The following is a 13135-nucleotide window of genomic DNA, read 5'->3' as shown; positions in this document are numbered from 1 at the left end:
CTTACGCCTCGTTTTCGATGGTGGCGCGGGCACGCTCGGCAGTCAGCTCCGCCAAACGTTCCTCGTCCACCAGGGTGAGGCCCTTGGTCGGGCACGCCTCGGCACACGCCGGACCGCCGGGACGGTCCACGCACAGGTCGCACTTGAGCACGAAGCTCTTAGTCTGCGAACCCACTCGCACGTCACCCATCAAGACGGGGACCTGCGTGGTCGCCACGCTCACGGCGCCAAAGGGGCATGCCATGACGCAGCTCTTGCAGCCGATGCAGTTGTCCTCGTTGACGCCGATGCGATGGTTCTTTGGATCAAAGAACAAGGCGCCCGTAGGACAGGCCTTCGCGCACGGGGCATCCTCGCAATGATGGCAAGCCACCGGTGCGGAGATCTCGTACGTACGCGTCACGCGCAGGCGCGGCGCGGCGATGTTGCCGGGAATATCGTGTGCCTCGATGCACGCCGCCATACAGGTTTGACACCCAATGCAGCGTGAAGAATCAGCCACGACTCGTTTATTGCCCATGTTGTTCACTCCCTCCTGAATCCCATGCCGGAGAGACCCTGTCGACGTTGCCCCGGACCGCCCGTGGTCCGGCATCGGCGTATCGAGTGCATGCGGCGAAACAGGCACTTCGATAGAATTCCTCCAACGATATACAGGTTAAATATACGCAGTTGCAGGTGGCAAACTTGAGCATACGACCTGCAATACGGGTGTATTGCAGGGGTTTTGGCAGGTTGGGATTATTCTCTATAAGCTATAAAGGTGAGTGTATTACATGCGTACATCCTGGGGAGATTTCACGCTCGTTTCTGAAAGATGTAGTACGTTTGTAATATCGTTTACACTCAATTACTCTAGTGCAATAAAGTAGTGGTTGTAAGATTGGCGATTATTAGCCGATGTTGTATTTGACTATTCAAATTGCACGCTCATTAAGGGAGGCCAGTGATGTCATCGACTCAAAAACGAGCCATCCTGCAGGTGCGCATTCGCGAGGAAGACAAGCAGCATGCCGAGCGTCTCTACGACGCCATGGGCACATCGCTCGCCGAGGCTGTCCGTCTATTTGTCGCGCAGAGTATTTTGATGCGCAAGCTCCCATTTCAACCGGTCGCCGTGCGCTCCAAGGACGGCACGGCCGCCTATGGACTGCTCAAAGCACACGGGGACCCCAATCGCCGCTCCGAGGAGCGCAATGCCTGGATTGAATACCTAGCCACAGAAAGCGACGAGTCGGTTTTGGGTCCCGAGGAAGTAGATATCCATGAGTAGCACCATCATCGACGAGACCGTCATCCTTCGCTACCTGCTTGACGACGACGAGGTCCCGTCACCGCGCGCCGCCAAGGTCATCGCCACGCGCACCGCACGTGTCTACCCCGAAATCATCACGCGCGTCGTGGTCACGCTGCGCGACGTCTATAAGGTTCCCCGCGTTGAAATTGCTGCGGCCATGAAAAGGCTGCTCGATGACGTCATGGTCGACGAGCCCACCGTTGTCGCCCTTGCCGTCAAACTCTTCGGCAAGACCCATATGGACTTTACCGACTGCCTCCTCGCAGCCCGAACCGCCATCTACAACGATGATGTCGTGAGCTTTGGCAAGCCCATCATCCAAGGCATGATCGATTACCGCCGTAAACGCCAAACCGCCGCCGACGCCCGCAGCCGAAGCACCGACTCCACCATCGACAAGCTCCGCCACCAATCCCGCCACTAGCCGACAGGCAACGGCATCGCCCGCCCCTCAGCCCCATCCCCTCCTCAGTTGCGGTGAAATACGGACTATTTCATGCCTATAAAGTCCTCAACAGTCCGTATTTCACCGCAACTTATTAAAGATTGGCTGCGAACGATTTCGCTATCGGGAGTCGGCGTAGGGTTTTGTTGTCGGAATGCCGTAACCGCGCATCATGGCACCGAACATTTCAACGTCGTAGGTGTCCGAGAGTTTGAAATGAATGACGTTGTGGCCCATAGCGCGAAGGTTCGCGTCGCGCATGAGGGCCGCTCGATAGGTTTTTGCCGCCGCTTGCTCTGGATCATTTTGAGCTTCGTCTTCAAACTTACCTAGCCCATGCAGCTCTGCCAGCGTCCATGAGCCGTCTGGCATCTGCCAACCATAATCTGCTAGATAATAGCCAGCGTTTCCCGGTCGTGTTATCTCAACTTGAAGCTCAGGCGCGGCAACCCCAGCAAGAATCATCGCTGCTCTCGCCTCGGACTCGCCGCCATTATCTGACCTACCGTCCATAAACTCGAACACGCCAAACGCACGGGCGATGCCATGCAAACCGCGGCAATTGGCCTGTGCATACGCACACAGCTCTTCGCGATCGACATCGTACTCACGGGCCAAGCCATCGACATAGCCCAGCGCATAGCGAAAGGCGCTCGTTCGGGCGATATCAACAACCGTTCGATACGGATCCGTCAGTGTAAACAGACCGAGCCGCCACACCTCGCCCGCCCGCCAGCGCTTGTATTCAACGAACTCATACGTATCACGCCTTGTAGACCGTGGCAGCAGCACTTGCACTTTATCCAGAAGCGTATACGCCGAGCCGATGCCGTAGAGCAGCGCTGCCGTCGATCCGCAAAACACAACATCCGGTTCAACGACCGCAATAGCGGATGCCAGCTGAAAAATGCGATTTTCAACCCCAAGATTATTCCAATAGACCGGATCCGCATACACATGGTTGTAAAGACGAAGCATGAGCTCTTCCTGCATAAGCTCGCGCGCACGGCGTTCATCCCAAGGATCAATTGTTATAAGCAGCTGACTATCTTGATGAATTCCGAGGGCCGAGAATAGCATCCTTGCATATGATTGCGGAAAATGTTTGCCTTTATCGAGCATGGCCAACCCCATAACCATCACGGCGGAGAGAATGCCATTACGCTATCGCACGCTTCCGTCCGCAGGCCTTGCCAAAAGCTGACCAAAAGCTTGACGTCGCAGGTCAGAGCTTCAAAAAATATTTCCACTCTCGGTAGACGGTCGCTACGACCCTCCCAACGGCATCAAATTCCAACCTTACAAATAGTTGCGGTGAAATACGGACTACATGGGCCATAAAAGCCGGAAAACAGTCCGTATTTCACCGCAACTTAGGAGGAGATGTGGGGCGGCATCGATTCGCGTCAACCCGTACACTTACGAAAATGGCTCTGGCACCAAATGGAGCCAAAGCCGTTAAAACTATCCTATGGAGCGGGCGACGGGAATCGAACCCGCGTCATCAGCTTGGAAGGCTGGGGTTCTACCATTGAACTACGCCCGCAAGATATGGTCGGGACGACAGGATTTGAACCTGCGACATCCTGCTCCCAAAGCAGGCGCGCTACCAAACTGCGCCACGTCCCGAAGGTGTTGAGCAGCTAAGGTCTAAACCTTGCGTGTCCCAAAGCGAAGGAAATTATAGGGGAGACTCCCCGCCTGTGCAAGCGCAGAAACCCTAGCTCCTCGAATGTGCGACAAACCGGCTGTGGAGCAGACCGATCACAAACGCCACCACGGCGACCGGCGCCCACGCGGCGCCGATAACTGCCAGGGGAAGCGCATCAAAGGGCAGCCACGTGCCCCCAAAGAACGCATCGCGGACCGAGGTGATCACGCTCTGCACGGCAACCGCGCCGCCGACCCATACCCACACCTGCGGATGAGCGTCGCAAAAGCCGTGCACCAGGCCCATCAGTACCAACACGATGGCAACGGGATACAAGGCGTTGAGCATGGGCACCGAGAACATAAGAATCACGTCGAGGCCCACATTGGAGAGCACGCACGAAAACGCTGCGAACACAAAGGCGAGAATCGCAAAGGGACGGCGCATGGCCTCCTCGGAGACCTCCGCTCCCCCTTCGACCACATACGTCTCGCAGAAGTAACGCGAGCAGCAGCTGATGAGGCCGATGCACACGTTCATGCAGGCGAGAAAGAAAATCGCAAATACCACAACCGTGCCGGCAAGGCCAAAGTGCATGGAGGCCGAGCGAGCAAGGATTGCAGCGCCGTTGGTGGCGTCGGGCATCACGGTGCCGAGCTGCATACCGGCAAGGGCCAAGCCGCAATAGATGATGGCCATGAGCACGCCGGCGATCACACCGGAACGCGAAATCTCGAAGGCCACGCGTTTGTCATCGGTAACACCCAACTCGTGGATGGTCTCGGCGATGATGATGCCGAAGGCGAGCGACGCAAGCAGGTCCATGGTCTGGTAGCCGGTCAAGAAGCCTTGAACCGCAGCGCCGGCATCATAGGGAGCTTGCGGGGCAGCAGCCGGTCCCAGCGGCGAGATCACGGCAGCACCCACGACCAGCACGATGAGCGCGATGAGCGCGGGGCCCGTAATGCGACCGAGTACGCGTGTGATGACCCCCGGGCGCAGCGTAAGCACAAACGCGACGACAAAGAAGCCGACGGCAAACACCAGACGTGCCGTGCCAAGCGAAACGCCCTCGGGTAGCAGCGGCACCAGCATTTCGAACGCCGTAGAGCTTGTGCGCGGAATGGCCAGGCACGGACCGATGGCCAGGTAGACCGCCGCAACGAAGAATTCACCAAACTTAGGATGCACGCGCCCGGCCAGCTCGCGGGCCGTGCCGGCGAGCGCGACGGCGATAAATCCCATGACGGGCAGACCGATGGCGGCAATCAGAAAGCCGAGCATGGCGACCGGCGTGGCAGAACCTGCCTGGAGCGCCAGCAGCGGCGGAATAATGAGGTTGCCGGCGCCGAAGAGCATCGAGAACAGGGCGATGCCAACGGTAACGACATGATCGGAGCGTAGACCACGCGGGGCGGATGAGGCCATATGCACACCTTTCGGGTCGAAACAAAAACGGGACGGGCAAAAACACCCGTCCCGCAAGTATAAACGGTCTAGCAGCTTTAGCAGGCTAAATCGCATAGAGCATCGATAGCCGTGTCAACTTCTTCGGTAGTGTTGAAATACCCAAACGAGAAGCGAACGATACCCTGGCGCTCGGTCCCCAGCGCGCGGTGCATGAGCGGAGCGCAATGGGCGCCGGGGCGCGTCGCAATCCCCCACCCTTGCATGAGCGCGTCCGAGATCTCGGCAGAGTCGATATCGCCCACGTTGAGCGACGCAATCGCAGAGCGCATCGGCTGGTCAAAGGCACCATAGAGCTTAATCCCCGGAATCTCGCGCACGCCGACGAGGAAACGCTCGGCAAGCGCGCGCTCACGCGCCGCAATCGCCTCGGCCCCACCCTGGGCCTCGATAAAGTCGAGACCGGCAGAAAGGCCCGCGATGCCGTGACCGTTGAGCGTGCCCGCCTCAAGGCGCGTGGGCCACTCAAGCGGCTGCAGCGCATCGAAGCTGTGCACGCCCGTGCCGCCCATGGCCCAGGGCGCCACGTCGACACCCTCCGCCACGGCCAGACCGCCGGTGCCCTGCGGGCCCATCAATCCCTTGTGGCCGGTAAAGCACACGACGTCGAGCCCCATGGCCTGCATGTCGATCTTCGCCGTACCGGCAGACTGGGAGGCGTCGACGATCACCAGCGCACCGGCAGCATGAGCCATGGCCGCCACGCGCGCAATGTCGACCGCGTTGCCGGTCACATTGGAGGCGTGCGTCACCACCACAGCACGCGTGCCCAGCGTGACCAACCGCTCGAGCTCGTCGTAGTCGAGCACGCCGCTCGCATCGCAGCCCGCATGCTCAACGGTCACACCCTGCTCTGCCGCAAGGCGGTTAAGCGGACGCAGCACGGAGTTGTGCTCGAGCACCGTTGTGACCACACGGTCGCCGGGGCGCACCACGCCGTTTATGGCAGTGTTGAGCGCCGCCGTGGAGTTGGGCGTAAAGCACACATGGTCCGCCCTCGGGCAACCCAAAAGGCGCGCGAGCTTGGCACGGCAAACGTGAATCGTACGAGCGGCATCGAGGGCACCCGACGTGGCGCCGCGCCCGGCATTGCCGAGCGAGCACATCGCCTGCGTCACGGCATCGATGACCGTCTGCGGCTTGTGCATGGTCGTCGCCGCGTTATCCAGATAGATCATCGCACGACCTCCCACATATCAATCACGGTATAGCCCTCGGTGGGAACACCCGCCTCGGCGAGTTCGCCGCGCAGCAGTTCCTCATCGGCAGGCAACGCCTTCCACGCCAGACCGCAGCCGGCAGCGACCTCCCCGGGCACGGGAATCGTTCGCCCGGGAAGGCCGCGCTCAATGCACAGGGACTCGCAGCCCATGGCGGCCGCAGTGGTGGGAAACGTGATGACAAGCGCCGGGCGCTTCTCCCTCATGGCAACTCCAACCAATACGCTACGGGCGCACGACGCGCACGGCCTGCTCCATCTTCTCCACGATCACGTACATATTCGTGACCTCGCCCACCGCAAGCTGGTCTTTAATGCCATAGTGGTCGAGGCAGGTACCGCAGGTGAGAATCTCGACGCCCTGCTCGGCCAGGCCCTTCAGGTCATCGAGCACCGGCGAGCCCTCGACGGTGAGCTTGGCACCGCCGTTGTAGAACAGCATGGTCGCGGGCAGTTCCTCCTGCTGCGTCACGGCAAAGATAAACGCCTTCATGAGCTTGTGGCCCAGCTCGTCGTCGCCACGGCCCATGCAATCGGTGTAGACGGAAATGACGAGTTTGCCCTTGCCGGCGCTGGCGTCGCAGAAGGCAGCGCCATCCTGCTCAGGATCGGCCACGGCAACGGCGCCAGAGGTCGCCACGGTCACGTGCCACTCGGCGTCAGAAACCTTCTCGACCGAGGCCGTGCAGCCCTTCTCCTGCGCCATCTTGGAGATGTTCTTGACGGCAGTCTCGTTATCGACCGAGGTCACCACGGCGCCCTCGCCATCGAGCTGCTTCAGGGCTTTGAGCGTCTTGACGACGGGCAGCGGGCAGGCATCGCCCATGGCATTGACTTCAATTTTGGTAGACATAGTTTTTCCTTTCGAAAGAACCGTTCTAGAGAACGGTAAACAGTTACATAAACGTGCGGGCTAGCGAACAACGTGGACGGCAGGACCGCCTGGCACCGGCTCGCACACGCGACCGACGACGGCGGCAATACGTCCTTCGGCATGCAGACGGCGCGCAAGCTCATCCACATCGGCAGCAGGTGCCGCGATGAGCAGGCCACCAGACGTCTGCGGATCGTACAGCGAATCCAACATGCCCGGCTCCAGGTCTTCGTCGGCAGCCACGCGCGGGCCAAAGAAGTCCTGGTTGCGGTAGGAGCCCGCGGGAATAATGCCCAGACGCGCCATGTCGAGCACCTGGTCAAAGAGCGGCACCGCCCCCGACGCAAGCTCAATCTGCACGCCCGAGCCCTCGGCCATCTCGCACGCATGCCCGATCAGGCCAAAGCCCGTGATGTCGGTGCAGCCGTGAAGCTCAAGTCCCTCGGCCAGACGAATCGGAGCCTCGTTGAGGGTGCGCATCGAGTCAAACATGGCTGCGGCCTCGTCCTGCTCGATGAGCTCGCCCTTAATGGCCGTGGTGATGATGCCCGAGCCAACCGCCTTGGTCAGCAGCAACGCATCGCCCACGCGCGCGCCGCTGTTGGCGAGCATGCGGTCGAGCGCGACAAACCCGCTCACGGACAGACCGTACTTGGGCTCGTCGTCGTTGATGGTATGGCCGCCCGCGATAGAGCAACCGGCCTCGACGCACTTGTCGGCGCCACCCGCCAGAATCTGGCCGGCGACCTCGACGCCCAGGCAGCTCGGAATGCACAGCAGGTTCATGGCATGGCTCGGCCGCCCGCCCATGGCGTAGATGTCCGACAGCGAGTTGGCCGCAGCGATCTGGCCAAACAGAAACGGATCGTCGACCATCGGCGGGAAGAAGTCGATGGACTGCACAAGCCCCAGGTTCTCCCCTACGCGGAAGACACTCGCATCGTCGGAGGTATCGAACCCCACGAGCAGATTGTCGTTGGGCACATTTGGCAAGTCGCCCAGGACCTGGGCGAGGGCTCCGGGAGCCAACTTAGCGGCTCAACCGCTCGCGGCCGTCATAGACGTGAGCTTAATCTGATCGTCAGCCATCGATACCTCCTCTCATCGGTCAATCATTTTCTCCCAGTATACGCATGAATGCGAGCCTGCGGCGGATGCATTAATTGAGCGCCTGTGCGCGAATCGCCGCGCCGATGGCACCGGCAAAGCGAGCCTGGGGCGAGGTGGTCACCGGCGACCCCAGCAGCTCGCCCAACCGCTCCACCACGAAGGCGTTCTCGCACAGGCCACCGGTCAGGTAGTACGGGGCGCCCGCGGCCTGCCCGGCCATGGTCGCCACGCGCGAGACCACGCTGTCGATCACGCCACGCGCAATGTTCTCGCGCGGCTCACCGCGACCGATCAGGCTGATGACCTCGCTTTCGGCAAACACCGTGCACATGCTGCTGATCTTGGTGGGCTCGCCGGAACGCGCCAGGTCGGCCATCTGCTGCTGGGAAATGCCTAGGCGGTCGGCCATGATCTCCAAAAAGCGCCCCGTGCCGGCGGCGCACTTGTCGTTCATGGCGAACTTGGCCACGCGGCCACTTTTAAGCTGAATGACCTTGGTGTCCTGGCCGCCCACGTCGATCACCGTGCCGTGGTCGCCAAACAGGCGCACGGCACCGGTACCGTGGCAGGTGATCTCGGTCACGACCTTGTGCGCATAGGGCACGGCGACACGGCCGTAGCCGGTCGCGACCACACGCGCGTCGTCGGCAGCCACGTCATAGCCGGCCGCTGCCAGCGCCTCGCGCAGCCGCTCGGAAGCATCGACCGAGGAGAACCCGGTTGGCTGCACGCACGTCCACGCCACCGAACCCTCCCCGTCGACCACAGCAGCCTTAGCCGCCGTAGACCCGATATCGATCCCGATCCCTATCATGGCTCTCTCCCAATCTAAACATCAAAGGTAGCGGCGCGTTCAGGCGCCTTAGCTCTAGGTTTCTCAGGTGCCGGAGATTGCCCCGAAAGAGGAGCGCAGCGTACTTTGGGTACGCAAGCGACGGTTTGAGGAGCAAGATCCGGTGCCTGAGGAAGCTAGAGGGTTTCGATGAAGGCGGCGATGCGCGTCTCGATCTGGCCCATGTCGCCGTTGCTGTAATCGGTCTCGATCTTCATGTACGGAATGCCCGCACCCTCGACAGCTTCCTGCATGCGTGCGCTCTCCACGTTAAAGGTATGGCACGCCTGGAGCACGCTCTCCACTACGCCATCGACATGATACTTCTCGCACATGGCCAGCGTGTTTTCCATACGACCGTCGTTGGGCGTCATAACCGAGCAGTTGATATCCAGGTAGCGGTCGGCGATGGCGCGCAGAATGTCGGACGCGTCCGGGTCGATCATCATAGCCGCCGTGCGCTCGCCCGAGCAGTCGTCCATGCACACGACCACGCCGCCGTTGGACTCGATGGTGCGGCCGATCTTGTTGATCACACCGCCCACCGGACAACCGGTGATCAGAATGCGCTTGGCATCCGCCGCAACCGGGCGCTCGCCCGCGTCGTAGGCCTCGCGCAGCTTGACAACCTTTTGCTCCAGCTGCTGCGTATAGGCCTCGATATCAAAGCTGAACGTGCCGGCAAACATGGTGCTCATCAGGTCGACGCCGCTCATGGCCGCCGGCTGGTTGGCCTGCAGGGCAAACATGTCGAGTTGGGCCACACGCAAGCGGTTGCGACGACGGACGGCAGCGCGCAGGTCATCGTCAGTGATCGTGATACCGTAGAAGTTCTCGAGTTCCTCCTTGAGCAGACGGCACTCCTCGTACCAGCCCTCGCGCTCGTAGGCACGGTCGCGGCCCTGCGGAAGATGCAGAATGTGCGTGCGCTTGAGCTCGTTGAGTAGCTCGTACATCTTCTTCTTGCCGTCGCAGGTGGTCTCGCCAATGATCATGTCGCTAAAGTACGTAAACGGGCACTTTTGCGAATAGGCAAAACCGTACGTCGACTTGATGAGCGGGCACAGATTTGCCGGCAGCACCTTCTCGGCCTCGGGAATCACCTCGTCGGACGTGCCACACAGCGCCACGCTCGCAGCCCCAGCGGCATCGATAATCTCGAGCGGCGTGTAGCTGCACAAAAAGCCGACCAGGCGATTACCCGCCTGCTTATAATCCTTGACGCGAATAAACGCCGCCTTGCGTTGCTCGTTGAACTCCTCAAACGTGCGCGGCAGCGGTTGCTCAATATATTCCGACATATAGCTCCTTAACAAACCTTTTAACCAACCAAGGAAACGGCTTTCCCAGGTGCTCGAGGTTGCCGTGAAAGAGGAGCGCCGCGTACTTTGGTACGCAAGCGACAGTTAGAACGGCAAGATCGGGTGCCTGGGGAAGCCGCCGAGACGGATAGCCCTAAATGGTTTCCAAGAAAGCCTCGATCCTGGTTTGCAGTTGGCCTGCATCCTCGCCGGCGTAGTCGGTCGTGATGTGCATAAACGGAATGCCGGCCTCCTCGGCGGCCTTCTCCACGGCAAACGACTCCATCTCGTAGAGCGTGCAGAACTGCAGGGCCACGTCGACGATGCCGTCTACATGCAGGTCCTTGGCCATCTGAACGATGTCCTTCATACGCTGGTCGTTGGGCGTAAAGACGGCGCAGTTGATCTTAAAGTAGCGCTCGGCGATGGCGTCGAGCATCTCGTCGACCGTCTCGCCGGACTCGTCGACCAGGTCCTTGTAGTAGCGCGAGCCCGTGCAGGACTCCTCGCCGACCACAACGCCGCCGGCCTTCTCGATGAGGTTGAACAGTTTCCAGTTGGGCACGGCCATGGGCGTACCGGTGTACAGGATGCGCTTGGTCCCCTTGGGCGTCACGCCCTCGCCGGCCTCGACACGCTGCTCGCACTCAGCCGCCATATCGTTGATGGCTCCGGTCAGACGCGGCGTGTCGTCCATAAAGGCGGCCTGAACGGTCAGCAGGCTGTCGAGACCGCTGATGGGCGCCGGGTCGGCAGCGCGCGTGGCTGCGAGGCGCTGCAGGGCGCGACGCTTCTCATTGACGGCGTGGATGGCGGCCTTCAGACGCTCGGGCGTAATCTTGACGCCACACTCTTCCTCGATCTTGTCGGCGAGCTTCTTGACCTCGGCCTTCCAGGTCACGAGCGTCGACTCGTCGTGTACGTTGGGAATATCCATGACGTACATGTTCTTTTGCGTGGCAAAAAACTCGTAGGCCTTCTTCTTGCCGTCGCAGGTGTTCTCGCCCACCACCAAGTCGCTCGACTCAATGTAGGGGCAGACCTCGCCCAGCTTAAAGCCGGCAAAGCTCTTGATGAGCGGGCAGGTGTTGCGCGGCAGGTGCTCCTCGACCTTTTCGGTTGCCCAATCGGCACCCGAGCACAGACCCACGGGGATACCGTCGCAGGCGAGCACAATCTCCTCGGGCACGTAGACGCAGAAGCTGCCAACAATCTTGGTGGCCTCGCCGGCCTCCTTCTTGTCGAGCATCTCCTTAATTCGGCCGCTGTGGATGTTGGTGGCGACAAAATCCAGGTAGGACGTGGACTTGGGGCGATTGTTCTGCGTCAGGAACATATCGCCGTACATCTGGCCCACGGCGCCCAGCAGCATGTCGTGGTCGGCAAGATTCATGCCGAGGCTCTCCCACATCGGATGGAAATCGAATTCTTCAGCCATGGCGGTTCCCCTCTCGAACCAAAAATGAATAGCTACGGTATTGCTGCACGGTGGGTGGCGAAAACCCAGCCGCGCCTAAACCCGGAATTTTGGGGAACCTGCTTTGCGGTCGATTATTTAGTTGCGCGTCGTCTCTCCCGGAGCCGTGAACATACCTGCTCATATGCGACTCCGAGCCATATACAGGGCGCGCGCGGCAACGCGGCGAATGTATGTCGTCTGCGGCATGTGCGCACCCTCCTCTACAAGTTGAGGTCAACTATATCAACGGTCGTCGACCATGCGAACACCGTTGACATTCGTACGACAGCCTCGTGTGCCGTCGTTTAATAAATAATTATCTTGATTGATAAGAGTTTGTCATCCTTCATTCGGCGAACGGCAAGACGAGGCCGCCGAGGCTTATATCCCCGACGGCATTACCCGGCGCTACCGACAAACCAAATGGATCCTGCTTGCATCAAAATGCATGCGCAGAGCCTCACCCGCCTGCGGCAGCTCTTCCACGGGTACACTCACCTTATTCACCTTCCACTGCAGACGCGTGGGCGCATCAGCACGCGGCACGTCCAGCAGCACCAGCCGCTCAAAGCGCGAATCGCTCACACGGGCCACGTGCAAATCGTAGCTGTTGCGACCGCGCTCCGCGCGATTGTCAACATGGAAGTAGCTCGCACGAATACCGAGGTACGTCACGTTATCGGGAACCTCATGGCCCACGTTAAAGGTCATGCCCCAGTCCAGGGCTTCAACTTCCTGAGACCCGATCTTGCGCGCCCGGCTTGTGTTCTTGCAGCCCGTCAGGCGCAGTGCCGCCAGCGTCTGCGGACGGCGGACCACGTCCTCGACGGAGCCGATCTCCTCAACATGCCCGTCGTGCATCACGCAGATACGCTGGCACAGGCGGCACGCTTCGTCGATGTCGTGGCTCACGTAGAGCACGGTGCGGTTGCACACATCAAAGAGGTCGAGCATGTTTTGCTCGAGCGCGCTCTTAAGATACGCATCGAGTGCGCTCATGGGCTCGTCGAACATAAAGATGCCCGGGTGTGCCGCCACCATGCGGGCAAGCGCCACGCGCTGCTGCTGGCCGCCCGAGAGGCGCGCGGGATAGCGGTCGGCAAAATCGGCCAGGCCAAAAATGCCCAGGTAGCGCTCGGCAAGCTGCTTGCGCGCGGCGGCGTCGCCCGCGTCCTTTACGCCGGCGCATACGTTATCGGCCACCGTCATGTTGGGAAACAGCTGATAGTTTTGGAACAGCAGGGCGCATTTTCGCTCCTGGGGCGACAGGTTGATGCCCGCCGCAGAGTCAAAAAAGGTCACGCCGTTGACGACGATCTTGCCCTCGTCGGGCGTCTCCACACCGGCAATGCAGCGCAAGGTGCAGCTCTTGCCGCAACCCGAGGCACCGAGCAGCGCCACACGATCCTCGCCGGCCTCAAGCTGCATGTCGAGCATAAACCCGGAATAGCGCTTTTTGATATCCAGAACGAGCGACATG

Annotated in this window: 13 protein-coding genes and 2 tRNA genes; 2 read left to right on the top strand and 13 right to left on the bottom strand. The window is 60.5% G+C overall.

What is annotated here, in order from left to right:
- Position 1 precedes the first annotated feature (1 nt).
- Positions 2 to 520: a 4Fe-4S dicluster domain-containing protein gene (locus PMX21_RS03625; protein WP_022095206.1), complete on the bottom strand. Its 519-nt coding sequence runs from the start codon at positions 518 to 520 to the stop codon at positions 2 to 4.
- Between the two features lie 429 nt (positions 521 to 949).
- Here PMX21_RS03625 and PMX21_RS03620 point away from each other — a divergent pair, with 429 nt between their 5' ends.
- Complete coding sequence (locus PMX21_RS03620; RefSeq protein WP_271758076.1) at positions 950 to 1273, top strand: type II toxin-antitoxin system RelB/DinJ family antitoxin; 324 nt, start codon at positions 950 to 952, stop codon at positions 1271 to 1273.
- Entirely contained in the window at positions 1266 to 1721 is a 456-nt protein-coding gene (locus PMX21_RS03615) for a PIN domain-containing protein (RefSeq protein WP_271758075.1), read from the top strand. Before PMX21_RS03620 ends, PMX21_RS03615 begins: the two co-directional genes overlap by 8 nt.
- 141 nt (positions 1722 to 1862) lie before the next feature.
- Here PMX21_RS03615 and PMX21_RS03610 read toward each other — a convergent pair whose 3' ends face one another.
- From PMX21_RS03610 to PMX21_RS03555, 12 genes are all read right to left on the bottom strand, one after another.
- On the bottom strand, positions 1863 to 2864 hold the full coding sequence (locus PMX21_RS03610) for a hypothetical protein (protein ID WP_271758074.1): 1002 nt from the start codon (positions 2862 to 2864) through the stop codon (positions 1863 to 1865).
- 350 nt (positions 2865 to 3214) lie between these two features.
- Positions 3215 to 3288 (bottom strand) — tRNA-Gly (locus PMX21_RS03605).
- 6 nt (positions 3289 to 3294) lie between these two features.
- A tRNA-Pro gene (locus PMX21_RS03600) sits at positions 3295 to 3371 on the bottom strand.
- Between the two features lie 91 nt (positions 3372 to 3462).
- Positions 3463 to 4821: a branched-chain amino acid transport system II carrier protein gene (gene brnQ, locus PMX21_RS03595; RefSeq protein ID WP_271758073.1), complete on the bottom strand. Its 1359-nt coding sequence runs from the start codon at positions 4819 to 4821 to the stop codon at positions 3463 to 3465.
- A gap of 77 nt (positions 4822 to 4898) precedes the next feature.
- The gene (locus PMX21_RS03590; protein WP_271758072.1) at positions 4899 to 6038 is read right to left on the bottom strand and encodes an aminotransferase class V-fold PLP-dependent enzyme; all 1140 of its coding nucleotides are present in this window, start codon (positions 6036 to 6038) and stop codon (positions 4899 to 4901) included.
- Positions 6035 to 6286 (bottom strand): putative Se/S carrier protein, encoded by a 252-nt coding sequence (locus tag PMX21_RS03585; RefSeq protein ID WP_161159820.1) that lies wholly within the window; start codon positions 6284 to 6286, stop codon positions 6035 to 6037. Before PMX21_RS03585 ends, PMX21_RS03590 begins: the two co-directional genes overlap by 4 nt.
- Positions 6287 to 6305: 19 nt before the next feature.
- Positions 6306 to 6932 carry a sulfurtransferase-like selenium metabolism protein YedF gene (gene yedF / locus PMX21_RS03580; protein ID WP_055286145.1) on the bottom strand — a complete coding sequence of 209 codons (627 nt, stop codon included), beginning with the start codon at positions 6930 to 6932 and terminating at the stop codon, positions 6306 to 6308.
- A gap of 60 nt (positions 6933 to 6992) precedes the next feature.
- The gene (gene selD / locus PMX21_RS03575) at positions 6993 to 8042 is read right to left on the bottom strand and encodes a selenide, water dikinase SelD (protein ID WP_271758068.1); all 1050 of its coding nucleotides are present in this window, start codon (positions 8040 to 8042) and stop codon (positions 6993 to 6995) included.
- A 70-nt stretch (positions 8043 to 8112) separates the two neighbouring features.
- Positions 8113 to 8877, bottom strand: coding sequence for an acyl-CoA dehydratase activase (locus PMX21_RS03570; RefSeq protein WP_271758066.1), 765 nt, complete (start codon positions 8875 to 8877; stop codon positions 8113 to 8115).
- A 155-nt stretch (positions 8878 to 9032) separates the two neighbouring features.
- On the bottom strand, positions 9033 to 10196 hold the full coding sequence (locus PMX21_RS03565; protein WP_271758064.1) for a double-cubane-cluster-containing anaerobic reductase: 1164 nt from the start codon (positions 10194 to 10196) through the stop codon (positions 9033 to 9035).
- A 154-nt stretch (positions 10197 to 10350) separates the two neighbouring features.
- Complete coding sequence (locus tag PMX21_RS03560) at positions 10351 to 11634, bottom strand: double-cubane-cluster-containing anaerobic reductase (RefSeq protein WP_271758061.1); 1284 nt, start codon at positions 11632 to 11634, stop codon at positions 10351 to 10353.
- Positions 11635 to 12063: 429 nt separating this feature from the next.
- Complete coding sequence (locus PMX21_RS03555) at positions 12064 to 13134, bottom strand: sulfate/molybdate ABC transporter ATP-binding protein (RefSeq protein WP_271758058.1); 1071 nt, start codon at positions 13132 to 13134, stop codon at positions 12064 to 12066.
- Position 13135: the final 1 nt, after the last annotated feature.

Origin of the sequence: Collinsella aerofaciens (assembly GCF_028209885.1) — a bacterium.
GTDB classification, from domain to species: Bacteria; Actinomycetota; Coriobacteriia; order Coriobacteriales; family Coriobacteriaceae; genus Collinsella; species Collinsella aerofaciens_BA.
The sequence above is the reverse complement of the archived record's forward strand: the minus strand, read 5'-3'. Positions and strand labels throughout refer to the sequence as shown.